This window comes from Paracoccus sp. MA, from assembly GCF_020990385.1.
Taxonomy (GTDB): domain Bacteria; phylum Pseudomonadota; class Alphaproteobacteria; order Rhodobacterales; family Rhodobacteraceae; genus Paracoccus.
Genome location: NZ_CP087598.1, coordinates 1626265 through 1645356 on the forward strand (window position 1 = coordinate 1626265; position 19092 = coordinate 1645356).

Below are 19092 nucleotides of genomic sequence, written 5' to 3' on the forward strand. Positions count from 1 at the left end.
CATGGCCAAGCTTTATTTTCATTATTCCACGATGAATGCCGGCAAGAGCACGCTCTTGCTGCAGGCGTCCTACAATTATCGCGAACGCGGCATGGCGACGCTGCTTCTGACCGCGGCGCTGGACGACCGCGCCGGCCCCGGCCAGATCGCCAGCCGCATCGGCATCGCCGAATCCGCGCTGGGTTTCACCCCCGAAGCCGATCTTTTCGCCCTGATCGAAGCCCGGGGCCGCGGCGCCGCCTGCATCTTCGTCGACGAGGCGCAGTTCCTGACCGAGGAGCAGGTCTGGCAGCTGGCCCGCGTCGCCGACGACCTTGGCCAGCCGGTGATGTGCTACGGGCTGCGGGTCGATTTCCGCGGCCGGCTGTTCCCCGGCTCGGCGGCGCTGCTGGCGCTGGCCGACGACCTGCGCGAGGTGCGCACCATCTGCCATTGCGGGCGCAAGGCCACCATGGTCGTGCGCCAGGACGAACAGGGCCGTGCGTTGCGCGAGGGCGCGCAGGTCCAGATCGGCGGCAATGAAACCTATGTCTCGCTCTGCCGGCGCCATTGGCGCGAAGCGATGGGGGAAATCCGATGAAAGCCAGCAATACCGCCCGCGCCTATGGCTGGGTCGCCCGCATGTTCCACTGGACGGTCGCGGTGCTGATCCTGGCCGCCATCGCCATCGGGCTTTACGCGGACAACCTGCCCGAGGGCGGGGAAACGCAGCTGCAGGCGATCTTCACCGCCTATTCCGTGCACAAGACCGTGGGCATGGCGGCGCTGGCCCTCGCCGCGCTGCGCCTGCTGTGGACGCTGACCCAGCCGAAGCCGCGCCCGCTGCACCCCGAGCGGCGGCTGGAAAGCTTCGGCGCCGAGGTCGTGCATTGGGCGATGTGGATCGGCATGGTCGTCATGCCGCTGTCGGGCTGGCTTCTGCATTCCGCGGCGCCGGGCGGCTTTGCCCGCATCCTCTGGCCCTTCGGCCAGCGCCTGCCCTTCGTTCCCGAGGACGCGGCGCTGTCCGGGCGCTTCGCGGCCTTCCACGAATTCGGCTGGTGGCTGCTGGCCGGGCTGATCCTGCTGCATGTCGCGGGGGCGCTGAAGCACGCGATCATCGACCGCGACGGCACCATGCGCCGCATGGCCGGCAATCCCGAACGCGCGCCCGAGCCCCCGGCCGCGCAGCCCGGCCTCCTGCCGCATGTCCTGGCCGCCCTGGCGGGGCTGGCGGTCTGGGTGGGGGTCGCCTTCATCCCGGCCGACACCCCGGAGGCGCAGGAGATGCCCGCCACCGCATCCGCCCCTGCGGCCGCGGCCGGATCGGGCTGGGCGGTCGAACAGGGCGCTCTGGAGATCGAGGCCATGCAGGCCGGCAATGCGGTGACGGGGCAGTTCGGGCAATGGCAGGCCGATATCGCCTATGACCCTGAGAGCCGGACCGGACGGGTGACGGTCGATGTCGACATCGCCTCGCTGACGCTGGGCGCCATCAGCGACCCGGCCAAGGGACCGGATTTCCTGAACGCCGCCGCCCATCCCGCCGCGCGTTTCGAGGCCGAGATCCTGCCTCCCGCGGCCGAGGGTCAGCCGCATGTCGCGCATGGCCGGCTGACCCTCGCCGGCCAGACGGTCGAGGCCGATTTGCCCTTCGAGCTGACGCTTCAGGGTGATGTGGCGCAGGCACAGGGGCAGATGCGCGTCGATCGCCGCGATTTCGGCATCGGCGCGGGCTATGCCGATGAAAGCACCGTGGGATTCGGGGTCGAGATCGGGTTCGAGTTGAGCGCGCGGCGGCAATAGGAAAGGCCTCTCCGATTGGCCCGCTTTGCTTTGAGTATTTGGGAAACGGTGAAAGCGCGATGTGAGAAAAGGCCGCCTCGATGGGCGGCCTTTTGCGATGGGTATTTGGGCGAAGAAGCCGGGCTCAGCCGACCAGTTCGAGGCCCGAGAAGAAGAAGGCGATCTCGCGCGCCGCAGCTTCGGGGCTGTCCGAGCCGTGGACCGAGTTTTCGCCGACCGAGAGAGCGAATTCCTTGCGGATGGTGCCCTCATCGGCATTGGCCGGGTTGGTCGCGCCCATGACTTCGCGGTTCTTCAGGATGGCGCCCTCGCCTTCCAGGACCTGCACCACCACCGGCTCCGAGGTCATGAATTCGGTGAGTTCGCCGTAGAAGGGGCGTTCCTTGTGCTCGGCATAGAACTGGCCGGCTTGCGCCAGCGTCAGCTGGATGCGCTTCTGCGCGATGATGCGCAGGCCGGCATCCTCGAACTTGGCGTTGATCTTGCCGGTCAGGTTGCGCTTGGTGGCGTCGGGTTTGATGATCGAAAGCGTGCGTTCGATGGCCATGGGGGTCGTCCTTTTCCTTGTTCCGGCCGCAATGGCCCGGAAATCCGCGCCCCGTTAACACGCGCCGCGGCGCTTGAAAAGCCGGCGCGGCCGCGGCCCGCGCCCTGGCCCGGGCCTTCGATGACGGCATTGACGCCCGCCGCGGCTTGCGCCATGCGGGGGCGCATGCTGCGCATCGACGACATATCCTATTCCATCGCCGGACGGCCGCTGTTCGAGCACGCCTCGGCCACCATCCCGGACGGGCACAAGGTCGGCCTGGTCGGCCCGAACGGCGCCGGCAAGACTACGCTGTTCCGGCTGATCCGGGGCGAGCTGGGCCTTGACGGCGGCGCCATCACCCTGCCGCCCCGCGCCCGCATCGGCGGCGTCGCGCAGGAGGCGCCGGGCACCGCGACCAGCGTGCTGGAGACGGTGCTGGAGGCCGACATCGAACGCGCCGCGTTGTTGGCCGAATCCGCCGATGCCACCGACGCGCATCGCATCGCCGAGATCCAGACCCGGCTGGCCGATATCGACGCCTGGTCGGCCGAGGCGCGGGCCGCGACCATCCTGCGCGGCCTGGGCTTCTCGACCGAGGACCAGGCGCGGCCGACCGCCGACTATTCCGGCGGCTGGCGGATGCGGGTGGCGCTGGCCGGGGTGCTGTTCTCGCAGCCCGACCTGCTGCTGCTGGACGAGCCGACCAACTACCTCGACCTGGAAGGCGCGCTGTGGCTGGAAAGCTATCTGGCGCGCTATCCGCATACCGTCATCGTCATCAGCCACGACCGCGACCTGCTGAACCGCGCCGTGGGCCATATCCTGCATCTCGAGGAGCGCAGGCTGGTGCTCTATTCCGGCGGCTACGACATCTTCGCGCGGACCCGGGCCGAGAAACGCGCCTTGCAGGCCGCCGAGGCGAAGAAGCAGGACGCCCGCCGCGCGCATCTGCAAAGCTTCGTGGATCGCTTCCGCGCCAAGGCCACCAAGGCCCGCCAGGCCCAGGCCCGTATCAAGATGCTGGAGAAGATGGAGCCGATCACCGCCCCGGAAGAGGCCAAGTTCCACCGCTTCGGCTTTCCGCAGCCCGACCAGCTGTCGCCGCCCATCATCTCGCTGGACGGGGTGACGGTGGGCTATGACGGGCGGGCGGTGCTGCGGCGGCTGGCGCTGCGCATCGATCAGGACGACCGCATCGCGCTGCTGGGCCGGAACGGCCAGGGCAAGTCTACGCTGTCGAAGCTGCTGGCCGGCCGGCTGGAGGCGATGGAGGGGCGGATCGCGCGATCAAGCAAGCTGCGCATCGGCTATTTCGCCCAGCACCAGGTCGATGAGCTGGAACTGGACGAGACGCCCATCGCCCATGTCCGCCGCCTGCGCCCGGACGAGCCGCCGGCGAAGCTGCGCGCCCGGCTGGCCGGATTCGGATTGATGGAGGCGCAGGCCGAGACCCGGGTGGGCCAGCTCTCGGGCGGGCAGAAGGCGCGGCTGTCCTTGCTGCTGGCCACCATCGACGCGCCGCATCTGCTGATCCTCGACGAACCGACCAACCACCTGGACATCGAGAGCCGCGAGGCGCTGACCGAGGCATTGAACGACTATACCGGCGCCGTGGTGCTGGTCAGCCACGACATGCACCTGCTGAACCTGGTCGCGGACCGGCTGTGGCTGGTCGATCAGGGCGGGGTCAGCCCCTGGCAGGGCGACCTGGACGACTATCGCCGCATGCTGCTGGCCGGCGAGGAAAAGCCCGAGCCGAAAACCGAAGCGAAGCCGGCGCCGAAACGCCCCGCGCGCGAGAAGATCCTGGAGCTGCGCGCCGAGGCCAGGCGCGCCGAGGAGCGGGTCGAGAAGCTGACCGCCATGCTGGAAAAGCTGGACGCCATCATGGCCGATCCCGCGACCTATGACGATGCGCAGAAGGCCGAAGCCTGGGGCCGCAAGCATGCCGAGGCCAGCGAGGCGATGCAGCGCGCGGAAAGCCTGTGGATGGAGGCGCTGGAGCGGCTGGAGGAGGCCGAGCGGGCCTGAACGCAACAGCGGGCCGTCATCCGCGTGAAATCCGTCAGAAGCCGCTTGCCCTGCAACGGGTTTTCGACGCAGGGTCACGCGCAATTCGACAGGGATTCGCCATGACCAGGATAGCCGCGTTCGCGCTTCTCGCCGCCACCGCCCTGACCTCGCCCGCGCTGGGGCAGTCGCTGGGGCGCGAGTTCTCGGTCGATGCCGGCCTGGGGCTGAAATACGGGCCGGCATTCATGGGCTCGGACAATCTGGATGCCGCGCCCTGGTTCATCCTGCGCAACGCCGATGCCGACCGCGACCAGCCGGATGGGTTCTCGATCCTGCCCTCGCTGAACTATGTCGGCAAGCGCGACGCCGACGATCACGACGACCTGCGCGGCATGGACGATATCGGCTATGCCGGCGAGATCGGCGTGAAACTATCCTGGCGCATGGGCGATCTGACCAGCTACGGCGCCATCCGCAAGGGGTTCGGCGGCCATCACGGACTGGTGGGCGAGCTGGGCGCGAAATACCGATTCGAGGCCAGCGACAAGCTGACGCTCTGGACCGGCGCCGAGCTGGGCCTGGGCGACGACGATTTCACCGGCACCTATTTCGGCGTGGCGCCCGGCGAGACCCGCCCCGGCCGACCCGAGCATGATCCGGACGGCGGCGCCTATATCGCCCGCGTCAGCATCGAGGCGCGCTATGAATTCATGCCCGACACGGCGGTGATGGGCCGGCTGAGCTATGGCCGCCTGCTGGGCGATGCCGGCGATTCGCCCCTGGTCGAGACGCGCAGCCAGCCCTCGGTCAGCATCGGCTTGGCACGGCGGCTGAACTTCCGCTTCTAGGCGGCACTGGACCCCGGAAGGCACAAGTCCTATATCATTGCCAAGATTCCACAGGACGCGCCGCATGAGCACCGAAAACCTCAAGGAAGGCGATCCGCTGATCGCGCCCTCGACCACGGATCACCCCCTCTATGATAGTGTGGTCGAGGCCTGCAAGACGGTCTACGACCCCGAGATCCCGGTCAATATCTTCGACCTGGGCCTGATCTACACGATCGACATCAACGACGAGAACGCCGTGCGCATCGTCATGACCCTGACCGCGCCGGGCTGTCCGGTGGCGGGCGAGATGCCCGGCTGGGTCGCCGATGCGGTCGAGCCACTGCCCGGCGTCAAGCAGGTGGATGTCGAGATGACCTTCCAGCCGCAATGGGGCATGGACATGATGTCCGAAGAGGCCCGCCTGGAGCTCGGCTTCATTTGACCGCGCGCGAGGACATGCTGGCCGGCCTGCCCTATCATCCCGGGGATGGCGAGCTGGTGGCGATGCGCAAGACCGCGCAGGGGCTGATGCGCGACTACAATGCCACCATCATCGGCGACAAGACCCGCGCCCGCACCCTGACCCAGCTGCTGGGCACCTGGAACGGCGCGGTGATCCGCGCGCCCTTCCATGTCGATTACGGCAAGCATATCCATTTCGGCCCGGATTGCTTCGTGAATTACGGCTGTTTCTTCATGGATATCTGCGAAATCCGCATCGGCGCGCGCTGCCAGTTCGGCACTGCCGTGCAATTGCTGACCGAGGACCGGCCCCGCGACCGTGAAAGCCGCGCCCGGGGCGAGGAATGGGGCAAGCCGATCAGCATCGGCGACGATGTCTGGATCGGCGGCGGCGCCGTCGTCCTGCCCGGCATCTCGATCGGCGACGGCGCCATCGTCGGCGCCGGCGCGGTGGTGACCCGGGACGTGGCGCCGGGCGCCACGGTGGTCGGCAACCCGGCCCGGCCGCTGCCGCCGAAGGGCTGAGCGCGCCGCCTAGAAGAAGACCCGGTGCCGGCCGCGGCTGACCAGATGCAGCGCGCCCTGCATGACCGGCATTTCGGGCAGGCGCCGCAGCGGCAGGTCCATCGCCACCAGCCGCAGCATGCGCAGGGTGATGCCATGGGTGACGATCAGCGCCGGCCCGGTCAGATCGTCCAGGAAGGCGCGCACCCGCGCCTCCAACCCGGCGAAATGCTCGCCCCCCGGCGCGCGGTCATACCAGTCCAGCCCGCCGGAGCCGAAGATCGCGGGATGCGTCGCGCGCAACTCCTCCCAAAGCCTGCCGGTGAAATCGCCGATGTCGATTTCGTGCAGCCGCTCGTCTGCGCGGAAGTCCTGCCCACCGAAGACGATGCGCGCCGTCTGCTGCGCCCGCCCGGCGGTGCTGGCATAGCGCGCGACGCCGCGCAGGTCGCGCACCAGCCAGGCCAGCCGGCGCGCCTGCGCCTGCCCCAGCGGCGTCAGCGGCGAATCCAGCCGCCCCTGCATCCGCCCCTGGGCATTCCATTCGGTCTGGCCGTGCCGCATCAGGTAGAGGTCGGGCCAGTCCGGCATCAGACCCATTTCGCCATGGGCGGCAGGCTCATCAGCACCGCCTCGGGATCGTGGCCGGTCGCCAGGCCGAACTTGGTGCCGCGGTCATAGACCAGGTTGTATTCGGCATAGAGGCCGCGATGGATCAGCTGCGCGTCCTTTTCCGCCTCGCCCCAGGGCTGGGCCATGCGCTTTTCGGCCAGGGGCAGGAAGGCCGGCAGGAAAGCCTCGCCCACCGCCCGGGTAAAGGCGAAATCCGCGCGCCAGTCGCCCGTGTTCAGGTCGTCGTAGAAGATGCCGCCGACGCCCCGCGCCCGGCCGCGATGCGGGACAAAGAAATACTCCTCCGCCCAGGCCTTGAAGCGGTCGTAGTAATCCGCGCCATGCGGGGCGCAGGCTGCGCGCAGGGTTTCGTGGAAATGTGCCGTATCCTCGGCGACTTCCAGGCAGGGGTTCAGGTCGGCGCCGCCGCCGAACCACCAGGCGCCGGGGGTCCAGAACATGCGCGTGTTCATGTGGACGGCCGGCGCATGCGGGTTCTGCATATGCGCGACCAGGCTGATGCCCGAGGCCCAGAAGCGCGAGTCGGCCTCGATCCCCGGCACGCCGCGCGCCGCCATGGCCTGCCGGGCCGCGGCGGACAATTCGCCATGCACCGCCGACCAGTTCACGCCGACCTTCTCGAAGACCCGGCCGCCGCGCATCACCGACATCAGCCCGCCGCCGCCATCCTCGCCGCGCTTGGTCTCGCGGATCTCGAACCGGCCGGGCGGGGCCGAGCCGGGGCCACGATCCTCCAGCGCCTCGAAGGCCGCGACGATGCGGTCGCGCAATTCCCGGAACCAGGCCGCGGCCTCCTGTCGCTCGTCCTGCATTTCCATGGGCTTGCCTCCGGATTCGTGAATTGCCCCGCCAGGGGGACGGGCTTATGCTTCGGTCGAAACAACTAGAGATCCCGGCCATGACCCGCAACATCCTGCTTGCCCTGATGCCTGTCCTGGTTGTCGCGGCCTGCGGAACCCCGCAGGAACAGTGCATCAGCCGCAACACCCGCGAATACCGCACCGTCTCGAACCTGCTGGCCGAGGTCGAGGCCAATCTGGCGCGCGGCTATGCCTGGGAAGAGCGCACCGTGACCCGCACCGAATGGGACGATTGCCGCCATGTATGGATCGATCGCGACGGCAACCGCCGGCTGGGCTATCGTCCCTGCCTGCGCGACGTCGTCGACACCGAGCGTTACCGGGTGCCGATCGACCCGGCCGCCGAGACGCGCAAGCGCGACAACCTGCAGGCGCGCAAGCAGGCGCTGATGCCCGCCGCCCGCGCCGCCGTCGATGCCTGCAAGACCGCCTATCCCGAAGAGAAGCGGTCCTAATAGACCCCGGGCGCCAGCGGATCGCCCAGGCTGCGGCCGCCGTCGACGCGCAGGATCTGGCCGGTGACGAAGCTCGATGCCTCGCTGGCCAGGAACTGCACCGTCGAGGCCAGCTCGTCCGCGCCGGCGATGCGGCCCAGCGGCGTCGCCGCCACCATGCGGTCGCGCAGGCCGGGGTCCTCGCGCAGCTTCAGCTGCATGTTGTTCGACATGATGCTGGCGAAGGCCACGCCGTTCACCCGGATGCGCCTGGGCGCCAGCGCCGAGGCCAGCGAGCGCGTGGCCTGTGCCTGCGCCGCGCTGGCGATGGAATAGGCCAGCATCTGCGGCTGCGGCCAGTCGGCGGCCAGCGAGGTCACGTTGACGATGGCGCCGTGTTGCAGCGCATCCTCGTCCTCCTCGCGCACCTGCGCCATCATGCGCCGCGCGACCATCTGCGACAGGCGCAGCCCCGCCATCATGTTCTGGCGCAGCATGTCGCCCAGCAGTTCGTCGTTGACCGTCAGCGGATCGCAGCCCTGCACCATGCGATGCGCGTTGACCAGGATGTCCACCCGGTCGAAGGCGTCGATGGTGGCCGAGACCAGGTTCGCCAGCGTCAGCTTCTGGCCAAGATCGCCGGCGAAGGCCCGCACCGGCCCTTCGCCCGCCGCCTGCTCGCCCAGCTCGGCCATCAGCGCCGCTTCGTCGCTGTCGGCGAACATGACATTGGCTCCCGCCTCCTGGAAATGGCGGGCGATGGCCAGGCCGATGCCGCGCGCGGCGCCGGTGACGATGGCGGTCTTGCCCTGGATGGACAGGCTCATCTTTTCCTACCTTTGCTCTATGGACGGGCGCCGGGACGCCGCGCGCCCGAGGCGGTCAGGATCTTGAACCGCGAATCGCCGCCCAGTTCCGCGACTTCGGCAAAGCATTCCCGCAGCGCCTGCTCATAGGGCAGGTGCCGGTTGGCGACCATCCACAGCCGCCCGGCCCCCGTCAGCAGGCCCGCCGCCGCGCGGATGAAGCCGGCGCCCAGCTTCGGATCGGCCGCGCGCCCCTCGTGGAAGGGCGGGTTCATGACGACGCCGTTCACCGGCTCGGGCAGGCGGAAATCCAGCGCATCCGCCCAATGGAACCGCGCGCGCGGGTCGGTCACGTTGCGCCGCGCGCAATCCAGCGCCGCCGCATCGGCCTCGACCAGATGCAGTTGCTCGACGCCCGGATGCCTGAGGATCTGGGCCGAAAGCCAGCCCCAGCCCGCGCCGAGGTCGACGATGCGGGTCGGCAGCTTGTCCGGCAGCGCCGCCGCCAGCGCCTGCGAGGCCGGGTCCGGCCCGTCGGCCGAAAACACCCCGGGCCGCGTCACCATGCCCGGGGCGGCCTGATGGTCGCGGGCCGGCCAGTCCTCGGGCAGCCAGCCCCCTCCGGGCAGCGTCACCCGGAAGATCTTGCCGTGGCCGCGCGATTGCACCTCGTCCACCGGGGCAAGGCCGCGCATCTCCTTCAGCACCGCGTCGATGCCATCGGTCTTCTGCCCGTCGATCCAGAGCGCGGCTCCGGGCGCCAGCCGCCCCGCGGCCTCGGCGATGCGCGCCCGCGCCTCGGCCCGGGCACGGGGCAGGAAGACCACGGCGCCGTCGAAGGCGCCCGAGGGTTCGGTGACGACCTCATGGCCGCGCGCCTGCAGCGCCCGGTGATCGGGATAGAAGCCCTGCACGATCTGCGGCCGGGCAGCGTCGAAAGGGGAAAGGTCGGTCGCCGCGCCGGCGCCGATCAGCAGCCAGCGCCCTTCCGGCGGCGTGCCGCCAAAGACAAGTTCCAGCCGTGATCCAGCCAATTTCTACTCTTTTTCCATGGTGCATTGCAGCGGATGCTGCTGGCGGCGCGCCAGTTCCATGACCTGCGCCACCTTGGTTTCGGCGATCTCGTGCGAGAAGACGCCCACGACGGCCACCCCCTTGCGATGGACCGTCAGCATGATCTCGATCGCCTGGGCATGGCTCATGTTGAACAGCCGCTCAAGCACATGCACGACGAATTCCATCGGGGTGAAATCGTCGTTCAGAAGCAAGACCTTGTACATCGGAGGCCGTTGCGTGCGGGGGCGGGTCTTGACCCCCAGCTCGACCTCTTCGCGGTCCCCGGGTCGGTTCGTCATCTGCGGATTGGTCACGAGGCTTGCAACAGGATATGGACGGTTCTGGGACCGAATATAGAGGCTTTCCCCGCGCTTGATAACCCCCGCCCCCGCCTTCCTGCCGAAAGGCGGCGCAACCTGCGGCAGATTGCGTGGCCGGGGGTGAAAACTTGCAGTTCCCGAACGCCGGAAGCCGTGCTATTGTCATTTTATTAATGAAGGGCCCGCATAATGAACGGGTCCTCAGAGGCAGATAGAGACCGGGACAGTGAGCAGATTCGCCAAGAACGTCCGTTTGGGACTGATGATCCTATTCGCCTGGGCGCTGCCCATGGCAGTGGCCGCCGCCCCTTTCGCAGCCTTCGTCATGGATGCGCGAACCGGGCAGGAAATCTACGCGCAGAACGCGGATACCCGGCTTCATCCGGCCTCGCTGACCAAGATGATGACGCTTTACATGGCCTTCAACGCCATCGAGCGCGGCCAGGTCCGGCTGGACAGCAAGTTCCTGGTCTCCAGCCACGCGGCCGCGCAGCCGCCCTCGCGGCTGGGGCTGAAGCCGGGCCAGCGGATCGAGCTGCGTTACCTGATCCGCGCGGCGGCGGTGAAATCCGCCAATGACGCGGCCACGGTGATCGGCGAAGGGCTGGCCGGGTCCGAGGCGAAATTCGCCGCGCAGATGACCCAGATGGCCCGGGCGCTGGGGATGCGCAACACGAATTTCCGCAATGCCAACGGCCTGACGGCCGAGGGGCATTATTCCACCGCCCGCGACATGACCCTGCTGGGCCGGCGGCTGTTCTACGATTTCCCGCAATATTACTCGATCTTCTCGCGCCGTTCGGCGGATGCGGGCATCGCCACCGTCGCCAGCACCAACAAGCGGTTCCTCGACAGCTACGAAGGCGCGGACGGCATCAAGACCGGCTATACCCGCGCGGCGGGCTTCAACCTGACCGCCTCGGCCAAGCGCGGCTCGAAGCGCATCATCGCCACGGTGATGGGCGGCACCTCGACCGCGCATCGCAACCAGGTGATGGCGCAATTGCTGGACGCCGGCTTCGGAAAGGCCCCCACCCGTGTGCGAGAGGTCAAGCCTGCGCCGCCGCAATACGTGGCCGAGAAGAAGGTGCGCCGCACCGTGCAGGTCGCCCGGACCGAACCGCGCCCGGCGGCGGCGAACGTGCAGCTTTCCGCCTCCGACCGGCCGGTGGCGCGGGCCTCGACCGTCGCGGTGGTGACGCCGGCGGCGATCTCGGCCGCGGTCTCGCGCGCCCAGGCGACGGCGCCCGCCCCCGCCCGCAGCGCCAGCACGTTGACGGCAAGCGCCCGGCCGGCCCGCAAGCCCGGCACCGGCCAGCTGGCCAATGCCGCGATCGATTCCGAACTTCTGGCCCGCGCGGCGCGTCCCGAAGCCCGCCCGGAAGAAGGCGATGCGCCCGAGACCGCGGCGGCGCCGGTCGATGCCGCCCGCCCGATGCCGGCGCCGCGCGGCGACCGGTCGGCCGGCCTGACGACCGCCCCGGCGGCCGGCTCGCCCTCGCTCTTCGTCCAGACCACCCAGCCGCAGCCGGAAAGCATGGCGCTGCTGGCCGCACCCGCCCCGGCGCAGCGGTCGGAAACCGTCATCCTCGCCTCGCTCGAACCCGACGACCAGGCCGCCCCGCAGGCGACCGAGATCGTCTCGCGCGGATCGGGCGCCGGCGGCAAGGGCTGGGGGGTTACGCTGGGCCTGTTCCGCTCGCAGCACGAGGCCGAGCAGCTGCTGCTCAAGACCGCGCTGCAGGAAAGCGGCGCGCTCGGCAGCGCGATGAGCCGGGTCGCCAATACCCGGCGCGGCTTCGAGGCGAATTTCGTCGGCATGAGCAAGGAAACCGCCGAGCTCGCCTGCAACCGGATCGCCGCCCGGCATCAGAGCTGCCAGGTGATCGGCCCCTGATCCGGCCAATCGGCAGGGGCCCGATCCGTTCGGGCCTGAGAGAAGGCGCCACGGACAAACGGGCCCAGGCGGCCCTGCCGGGTGGGATAGGCGAACCGCCTATCGGTCAGCTTGGCCAAGACCCCGGCCCGGCTGGCGGGCAGACGATCCGGCCGCTTCCCCGGCATGCTACAGCGGCCCCGGCCGGCGTTCCTCGGACAGCATGACATTCGCCTCGACCTGGCCGACCCCGGGCAGGGTCATGATGCGGCGGCGCAGGATGCGTTCGAAATCGGCGATGTCGCGGGCATGGATGCGCAGCCGATAGTCGAACTGGCCCAGCACGTGCTGCACGACCTGCACCTCGGGGATGGCGGTCACCGCGCGCTCGAAATCCTCCAGGCTGACACGGCCTTTGACCGCCAGCCGGATGCCCAGGAAGACGGTGACGCCGAATCCCAGCGCCGCCTCGTCCACGACCACGCGGCGGCCGGCGATCACTCCCGCCTCGGTCAGGCGCCGGATGCGCCGCCAGGTCGCGGGCTGGGTCAGCCCCAGCGCCCGGCCGATCTCGGCCGCGCCGCGGGTGGCATCCTCGGCCAGAAGCCGCAGGATCGCCAGGTCCGTCGCATCGGGCTGAACGCTCACAGCGGCAGCTCCTGCACGTCCTTGATGGTCGAGACCAGCATCAGCGCATCGCTGTCCGCCACATGCGGCAGGGTCAGAATGCTTTCGCGGTAAAGCTGCTGCCAATGCGCCATGTCCCGCGCGATCACCGACAGCCGCAGGTCCACCGAACCCAGGAAGGTCTGGATCTCGGTCACCTCGGGCACGCGGCGGGCGGCGGCGATGAATTCGTCGAAGGCGCGCGGATGGGTCTTGTCCAGCGTGAAGCGCAGGCTGACCTGCACCTCGTAGCCGAGCTTGCGCCAGTCGATGCGGGTCAGGGTGGCGCGGATCACGCCGGTTTCGCGCATCCGCTCCAGCCGCCGCCACAGGCTGGCCGGCGTCACCCCGGCGCGCTCGGCCAGCGCGGCATTCGCGATGTCGGGATCGGCGAGCAGCTGGCGCAGGATGCGGCGGTCGGTGGCGTCGGGCATGATATTTTCACTTTTATCGTGAATTGGACATTATCATAACGATACACCCACATTAAACGGGAAAAATGCACACATCTCCGGGAAATCGCCTGCTACAAACCCTTCAGCGAAATGGAGGGAGTTTCCGATGCGCGTTTACTATGATCGCGACTGCGATGTGAACCTGATCAAGGACAAGAAGATCGCCATGCTGGGCTATGGCAGCCAGGGCCACGCCCATGCGCTGAACCTGCGCGATTCGGGTGCCAAGAACCTGGTGGTGGCGCTGCGCGAGGGTTCGGCCTCGGCCAAGAAGGCCGAAGCCGAGGGGCTGAAGGTGATGGGCATCGCCGAGGCCGCCGCCTGGGCCGACCTGATCATGTTCACCATGCCCGACGAGCTGCAGGCCGAGACCTACAGGAAATACGTGCATGACAACCTGCGCGAAGGCGCCGCCATCGCCTTTGCCCATGGCCTGAACGTGCATTTCGGCCTGATCGAGCCGAAGCCGGGCGTGGACGTGATCATGATGGCGCCGAAGGGCCCCGGCCACACCGTGCGCGGCGAATACACCAAGGGCGGCGGCGTGCCCTGCCTGGTCGCGGTGCATCAGGACGCCACCGGCAAGGCCATGGACATCGGCCTGTCCTATTGCTCGGCCATCGGCGGCGGCCGTTCGGGCATCATCGAGACCAATTTCCGCCAGGAATGCGAAACCGACCTGTTCGGCGAGCAGGCCGTGCTGTGCGGCGGTCTGGTCGAGCTGATCCGCATGGGCTTCGAGACCCTGGTCGAGGCCGGCTACGAGCCGGAAATGGCCTATTTCGAATGCCTGCACGAGGTGAAGCTGATCGTGGACCTGATCTACGAGGGCGGCATCGCCAACATGAACTACTCGATCTCGAACACCGCGGAATACGGCGAATATGTCTCGGGCCCGCGCGTACTGCCCTATGAAGAGACCAAGGCGCGGATGAAGGCGGTGCTGACCGACATCCAGACCGGCAAGTTCGTGCGCGACTTCATGCAGGAGAACGCCGTCGGCCAGCCATTCTTCAAGGCGACCCGCCGCATCAACGACGAGCACCAGATCGAGAAGGTCGGCGAGAAGCTGCGCGCCATGATGCCCTGGATCTCGAAGGGCAAGATGGTCGACAAGGAGCGCAACTGAGCGCAAAAGGAAAAGCCCCGCGAGAGCGGGGCTTTTTCGTTCGGGGGGGGCCGCGGGCAAGACGCCTCAGCCCTCGGGACCGCGGCAAGGGCGCCGTCCTGCTCGCTGATCCAGCGCAGCACGGCCGCGGGCGCGCTGGACAGCCGCGCCTTCTTCACCATCGTCCCGTGCGCGCCGATCACGCGGGTCGCGGTTTTCTCCAGCCATGGGTCCAGCCCGACAAACCGACTGATCCCGGCGCCCTCCTTCCGGATATGCTGCCGGAATGGCGCCGGCTTGCCCTTGATCCTGCGGACTGCACCCAGCGGGACGCCACGCAGGCGCGTCATCTATTCCGTTGGTTCGGATGCCCTTGCGCGTTGCCAGCGGCGGAGAGGAGGCTGATGGGCCAGCTGCGGGACGCAGCGCCGGATCTTGCGCCGGTCGCGCATGATCCCGATGCGATTGCGGCGCTTGTCGTATCTGACGGCTTTCCTCCGACTCCTCCTGCCTGGGGATGCAACCCGCGTCAGAGCCCGTCAGCGAGCAGCGCGGACCCTTGCAAGCGGCTGGGATTGCGGCTCGGACGGCGCGCTTGGTCATGGCGCTTCTCATGACGAACCCGGACGGCCGTGCCCCCGGCCTCGCGGTGCACCGCCCGATCTTGCCGGTGCAGGGATGGCTGGACGGCCGGTGGACGCGGAGCCTCGTTCGCGGCAACGGGCCGTGATCGAGCGGTTGAAACCCGGCTACCGGTCAGCGCCATGACATATTACCTTTACCAAGCACGCCCATAGGGAATGGACGTGAAGGTGACGCGAGCATGATCGACAGGCCCGAAGGCAAACCAACCACCCGCGACGCGGCCGCTTCGCCCGGCAGCGAGCATGGCTATCTGGCCGCCCTGAAGGCGAACGGCTTGCCGCCGCGCCGGGCCATCGTTTCCGCCGAAGAGCTGCGGCTGGACCTCGCGGCCGAGGCTTCGGAGACCCTGGCCCGGTCCGAGCTGCTGCCGGGCGAGGGCAGCGCGGCTGCGCGGCGCGCGACCTATTTCGACACGCCGGCGCAGGACCTCGTGGCGGCGGGCTTCACGCTGGCGATCCGGCACGCACCGGAAGGCGACCTTCAGATCGTCGAGGCGGCCGGCGCCCCCGCCGGACTTTTCGCCCTGCCCGAATGGCGGCAGCCGGTGGCGGGCGAGGTGCCGAAGCTGGACGATTCCACGCCGGTCCGCGCGCTGCTGGGACGGAAGGCGCAGGATCTCGGCCCGGTCTTTCGCCTGCAGACCCGGCAGCGATGCTGGACCCTCGACTGGGAGGGCGCCACGATCGGCTTGGTGCTGGAACAGGGCCAGGTGACGGCGGGCGACCGCAGCGCGCCGCTTTGCGAGATCGGGCTGGTGTTGCAGCAGGGAGCGCCCCCGGCGCTGTTCTCGCTGGCGCGGCGGCTGGACGAGATCGCGCCGCTGCGCCTGGGCGTGCTGGGCGAGGCCGAGCGCGGCTATCGCCTGCTCGGCCCGGTCCGGAACATGCACAAGGCGGCCCCGGTTGCGCTGACCGGCGACATGACCGCCGCCGAGAGCTTTCGCCAGATCGCCGGCGCCTGCCTGCGGCAGTTCCGGCTGAACGAACCGCTGATCGGGCGCAGCAATCCCGAGGCTGTGCATCAGGCGCGCGTGGCGCTGCGGCGGCTGCGCTCGGCCCTGTCGATCTTCAAGCCGATGCTGCAGGACGACGACGCCGGCCGGCTGAACGAGGAAAGCCGCTGGCTCGCCGGCATGCTGGCCGAGGCGCGCGACCTGGACGTGCTGCGGACGCGCTGCGATGCCGAGGCGCTGCACGCCCGGCTGGAACCGGCGCGCGAGGCGGCCTATGGCCGGGCCGAGGCGGCTCTGGCCTCGCGCCGGGCGCGGCGGCTGATGCTTGATCTTGCGGAATATCTGGCCATCGGCCCCTGGCTGGCGCTGCCCTCGGGGGCCGAAATCCGCAATCTTGCCGCGCGGGAATTCGCCGCCTCGGCGCTGGACCGCTTTCGCCGCAAGGTCAAGAAGGAGGGCCGCGACCTGGCCGAGCTGTCGGACGAGGCCCGGCACGAGCTGCGCAAGGACGCCAAGAAACTGCGCTATGCCGCCGAATTCTTCGCGCCGCTGTTCGGGGAAAAACGCCGCAAGCGCCGGGCCGCGCGCTTCCTGGACGCGCTGGAGCAGTTGCAGGACCGCATGGGCGCGCTGAACGATCTGGTCACCGCCCCCGAGCTGATCGAGCGGCTGGGCCTGACCGATGACCCCGAGGCGGCGGCATTGGCCGGATCGGACCGGGACAAGCAGGCGCTGATCGAGGCCGCTGCCGAAGCGCATGACGCCTTTGTCGATGCCCGGCGGTTCTGGCGCTAGGCGCCGGGCTCAGCATCGCTTGCGGCCCTTGCGGCGCGGCGGCGGGGCGCTGCCGGCCAGGGCCGGCGGCTCCAGCGTCAGCGCCGGGGCCGGTTCCGCCGCCCCCGCCCGCACATCGCCGTCGCGAACCGCCGCGGAAAAATCCAGATGCGTCAGCGCCTCGACCTCGCGCACCGTGGACAGGAATTCCGAAACCCGCGCCAGCTCCTCCTCGTCCTGGAAGGCCTCGGCGCCCATCGCCTCGGGCATCACCTCCAGCACCGGGCGCTGGTCCGCGATCAGCGCGATGGAACGCAGCGCGGTTCCGTCGTTCCAGACCGCGATCTTCCAGAACCGCATCGGCAGCCGCGCGCCGAAGCGATAGACCGGGTCGGCCTCGTCGTCGAAGATCGGGCCGGCGAAGACGCTGATCCTCTGGCGCATGGTCACGGCATTGCGCAGCACATAGGTCTCGACCGCGCGCCAGCGCAGCTTGCCCTTGGCGCCGGGCCGGTCCAGCGCGCTGCCCTGGTTGAAGAAGCCCACCTGCGGCGCGGCATTGGTGTAGAAGAAGGTGTCGCGCTCGGCGGCGCGGGCCTCGGCCTCGCTGCCCCAGGCCGGATCGCCGCGCAGGATGATATGCCCCTTCTGGAACATCCGGGCGATGCGCCCGGCCGAGGTCGCGACCGGAAAGCCCGGAACCTGCTGGTTTTCGTAGAAGGGCCGGTTCATCTGCTCTTCCGGCAGGATGCGACGGTCGGGGCGGAAATCGTCGCTGGCCTCGGCCGATTCGATGCCGAGCTGGGCCAGGGTCGGGTCGGCGATGACGGTCTTGTCGGCCCGGTTGACCGCGCGGATCCGGGCGCCGTCGATATTGACGGCGGTGCAGCAGGCCAGCCGGCGCTCGGCATTCATCAGGATCGAGAAATGATGATAGCGCAGCTCGTGCGGATCGTCGCCCTCGGCCGCCAGCTGGTTGCGGGCCAGCCGCCAGGGCAGCGCGCCGGTCTCGGGCAGCGGCACGATATGGCCGGGGATGAAGCCCGGCTCATAGCCGCCCCGGTCGGCGAAATCCTCGGTCCGCCAGGTGGTCGCTTCGGCGCCGGCGGCCGGCGGCCCAGGCGCGGCGGAACCGGCAAGCCGCGGCGCGTGCAGGGTGATCTCGATGGGAAAGGTCCAGGTCGCCGAGCCCCCTGCCTGGCTCGGCCCCGGCGTGGCCGCCATGCGCGGCGCTTGCGGCGGCAGGGCGTCCGGGCCGCGGCCGGCGCCGTCCCAGGCGTCCAGGGCCGCTCGGATCGCCGCGGCATCGGGCGAGGCCGCGTCCGCCCTGCCGCGCAGGTCGGCGACGATGGCGCTGATGCGGATGCCCTCGTTGATCTCGCGCGCCAGCGGCTGGCCGGCCGTGCCCATCACCTCGCGCCACGGCCCGCCCCAGTGATGCAGGGCGATCGGCTCCCATTCGTTGTTGAACACCGGCGAGCCCGAGGAGCCCTGCTCGGTATCGGCGACGTAATGCAGCACCTGCAGCGTCTCGTCGCGGGCGACCAGATGGTTCTCGCGCAGCACCAGCTCCTTGAAGCGGCCGTCGGGATGCTGGATCACATTGGCGATCTCGCCCAGCATGTGCTTGGCGGCGGCGTCCGACAGCGGCAGATGGCCGAATTCCGCCAGATCCCGGTCGCCCTCGCGTCGCCCGCCGATGCCGATCAGCGTATAGTCGAGTCCCTCGATCCCGTCGGTGACGAAGCACAGGTCCGGATCGAAGAGAAAGCCCGAGACCGCCCGCAGCCGCCCGAAAGGGTCATGCTCGTAATCGAACTGCACCTGCAGGCGGGCCGCCGCCTCGGGCGAGTCGATCACGTGATGGTTGGTCAGCAGCAGGTTCGGCGCCACCAGAAAGCCGGTGCCCTGCGGCCGGCCGTTCAGGAAGGCGATGCGCCCCACCGCGTCCGCGGCCCGCCGACCGCGCTCCAGAAAGGCCACGCCGACGAAGTCCAGCGTCGCGCCCTGGATCGCCTCGGGTCCCGGCGGCTTGCCGCGCGCGGGCGCGGCCGCGGCGCCCGCCGCCGCCATGTCGATGGCGGCCGAAAGCATCATCGCCTCTTCCCGGCTGCCGCCGGTCTTGATCCGCAGCCTTTCGAGGCGGCGCGGCAGGGTGGGTTCCGCGGCAAGCGGATTGCCTTCGGCGATATGGGCCAGCGAGGCCTCGATCTCGGGCCGTGCCCGGCGCAGCCGGTCGCGGACGATGTTCTCGACCTCGGCATGGATGCGCAGATCGACCATATTCCTTCTCCTCCGGCAACCGGCCGTCACGCCGATGCTAGCACGAAAGCCGTGGCTGTCATGTGACCGGCCGCAGGCGGCGAAGGAAGCCGGGCTCCGCA

Annotated in this window: 19 protein-coding genes and 1 pseudogene; 10 read left to right on the plus strand and 10 right to left on the minus strand. The window is 69.2% G+C overall.

The window, feature by feature from the left end:
* Nucleotide 1: 1 nt before the first annotated feature.
* Nucleotides 2-580: a thymidine kinase gene (locus LOS78_RS15135; RefSeq protein WP_028712290.1), complete on the plus strand. Its 579-nt coding sequence runs from the start codon at nt 2-4 to the stop codon at nt 578-580.
* A complete protein-coding gene (locus LOS78_RS15140) occupies nt 577-1785 on the plus strand; it encodes a cytochrome b/b6 domain-containing protein (protein ID WP_230377371.1) in 1209 nt (402 codons plus the stop codon). The genes LOS78_RS15135 and LOS78_RS15140 overlap by 4 nt, the downstream gene beginning before the upstream one ends.
* Nucleotides 1786-1909: 124 nt before the next feature.
* Here the strand turns inward: LOS78_RS15140 and ndk are convergent, their stop codons facing one another.
* A complete protein-coding gene (gene ndk, locus LOS78_RS15145; RefSeq protein WP_028712288.1) occupies nt 1910-2332 on the minus strand; it encodes a nucleoside-diphosphate kinase in 423 nt (140 codons plus the stop codon).
* A 165-nt stretch (nt 2333-2497) separates the two neighbouring features.
* Here ndk and LOS78_RS15150 point away from each other — a divergent pair, with 165 nt between their 5' ends.
* The 4 genes from LOS78_RS15150 to LOS78_RS15165 all read left to right on the plus strand — a co-directional run bounded on the left by LOS78_RS15150 (nt 2498) and on the right by LOS78_RS15165 (nt 6144).
* Nucleotides 2498-4345 (plus strand): ABC-F family ATP-binding cassette domain-containing protein, encoded by a 1848-nt coding sequence (locus tag LOS78_RS15150; RefSeq protein WP_230377372.1) that lies wholly within the window; start codon nt 2498-2500, stop codon nt 4343-4345.
* 101 nt (nt 4346-4446) lie between these two features.
* A complete protein-coding gene (locus LOS78_RS15155; protein WP_230377373.1) occupies nt 4447-5175 on the plus strand; it encodes a MipA/OmpV family protein in 729 nt (242 codons plus the stop codon).
* Between the two features lie 64 nt (nt 5176-5239).
* A complete protein-coding gene (locus tag LOS78_RS15160; protein WP_024845409.1) occupies nt 5240-5599 on the plus strand; it encodes an SUF system Fe-S cluster assembly protein in 360 nt (119 codons plus the stop codon).
* Nucleotides 5596-6144: a sugar O-acetyltransferase gene (locus LOS78_RS15165; protein ID WP_028712285.1), complete on the plus strand. Its 549-nt coding sequence runs from the start codon at nt 5596-5598 to the stop codon at nt 6142-6144. The genes LOS78_RS15160 and LOS78_RS15165 overlap by 4 nt, the downstream gene beginning before the upstream one ends.
* A gap of 9 nt (nt 6145-6153) precedes the next feature.
* Here the strand turns inward: LOS78_RS15165 and LOS78_RS15170 are convergent, their stop codons facing one another.
* Complete coding sequence (locus LOS78_RS15170; RefSeq protein ID WP_036698116.1) at nt 6154-6714, minus strand: histidine phosphatase family protein; 561 nt, start codon at nt 6712-6714, stop codon at nt 6154-6156.
* A complete protein-coding gene (gene hemF / locus LOS78_RS15175; RefSeq protein ID WP_230377374.1) occupies nt 6714-7574 on the minus strand; it encodes an oxygen-dependent coproporphyrinogen oxidase in 861 nt (286 codons plus the stop codon). Before hemF ends, LOS78_RS15170 begins: the two co-directional genes overlap by 1 nt.
* 80 nt (nt 7575-7654) lie before the next feature.
* Between hemF and LOS78_RS22035 the strand changes: the two genes are divergently transcribed.
* Nucleotides 7655-8071: a hypothetical protein gene (locus tag LOS78_RS22035; protein ID WP_305802565.1), complete on the plus strand. Its 417-nt coding sequence runs from the start codon at nt 7655-7657 to the stop codon at nt 8069-8071.
* On the opposite strand, the gene LOS78_RS15185 is transcribed toward LOS78_RS22035, so the two are convergent.
* Genes LOS78_RS15185 through clpS form a run of 3 tightly spaced genes read right to left on the minus strand, consistent with a single transcriptional unit; the run spans nt 8068 to nt 10211 of the window.
* Nucleotides 8068-8877 carry an SDR family NAD(P)-dependent oxidoreductase gene (locus LOS78_RS15185; protein ID WP_028712281.1) on the minus strand — a complete coding sequence of 270 codons (810 nt, stop codon included), beginning with the start codon at nt 8875-8877 and terminating at the stop codon, nt 8068-8070. The genes LOS78_RS22035 and LOS78_RS15185 overlap by 4 nt on opposite strands.
* Before the next feature lie 17 nt (nt 8878-8894).
* Entirely contained in the window at nt 8895-9890 is a 996-nt protein-coding gene (locus LOS78_RS15190) for a class I SAM-dependent methyltransferase (RefSeq protein ID WP_230377375.1), read from the minus strand.
* 3 nt (nt 9891-9893) lie between these two features.
* The gene (gene clpS / locus LOS78_RS15195; protein WP_028712279.1) at nt 9894-10211 is read right to left on the minus strand and encodes an ATP-dependent Clp protease adapter ClpS; all 318 of its coding nucleotides are present in this window, start codon (nt 10209-10211) and stop codon (nt 9894-9896) included.
* A gap of 283 nt (nt 10212-10494) precedes the next feature.
* Between clpS and LOS78_RS15200 the strand changes: the two genes are divergently transcribed.
* Complete coding sequence (locus LOS78_RS15200; RefSeq protein ID WP_230378527.1) at nt 10495-12129, plus strand: D-alanyl-D-alanine carboxypeptidase family protein; 1635 nt, start codon at nt 10495-10497, stop codon at nt 12127-12129.
* A gap of 168 nt (nt 12130-12297) precedes the next feature.
* On the opposite strand, the gene LOS78_RS15205 is transcribed toward LOS78_RS15200, so the two are convergent.
* Both LOS78_RS15205 and LOS78_RS15210 read right to left on the minus strand, forming a co-directional pair.
* Nucleotides 12298-12756: an Lrp/AsnC family transcriptional regulator gene (locus LOS78_RS15205; RefSeq protein WP_028712277.1), complete on the minus strand. Its 459-nt coding sequence runs from the start codon at nt 12754-12756 to the stop codon at nt 12298-12300.
* A complete protein-coding gene (locus LOS78_RS15210) occupies nt 12753-13208 on the minus strand; it encodes an Lrp/AsnC family transcriptional regulator (protein ID WP_028712276.1) in 456 nt (151 codons plus the stop codon). The genes LOS78_RS15205 and LOS78_RS15210 overlap by 4 nt, the downstream gene beginning before the upstream one ends.
* 127 nt (nt 13209-13335) lie before the next feature.
* Here LOS78_RS15210 and ilvC point away from each other — a divergent pair, with 127 nt between their 5' ends.
* A complete protein-coding gene (ilvC, locus tag LOS78_RS15215; RefSeq protein WP_028712275.1) occupies nt 13336-14358 on the plus strand; it encodes a ketol-acid reductoisomerase in 1023 nt (340 codons plus the stop codon).
* A gap of 413 nt (nt 14359-14771) precedes the next feature.
* Here ilvC and LOS78_RS22110 read toward each other — a convergent pair.
* A pseudogene (locus tag LOS78_RS22110) lies at nt 14772-14864 on the minus strand (IS5/IS1182 family transposase); the annotation flags it as partial.
* 296 nt (nt 14865-15160) lie between these two features.
* Here LOS78_RS22110 and LOS78_RS15220 point away from each other — a divergent pair.
* Entirely contained in the window at nt 15161-16729 is a 1569-nt protein-coding gene (locus tag LOS78_RS15220) for a CHAD domain-containing protein (protein ID WP_230377376.1), read from the plus strand.
* A gap of 9 nt (nt 16730-16738) precedes the next feature.
* On the opposite strand, the gene LOS78_RS15225 is transcribed toward LOS78_RS15220, so the two are convergent.
* The gene (locus tag LOS78_RS15225; protein ID WP_230377377.1) at nt 16739-18991 is read right to left on the minus strand and encodes a DNA/RNA non-specific endonuclease; all 2253 of its coding nucleotides are present in this window, start codon (nt 18989-18991) and stop codon (nt 16739-16741) included.
* Nucleotides 18992-19092: the final 101 nt, after the last annotated feature.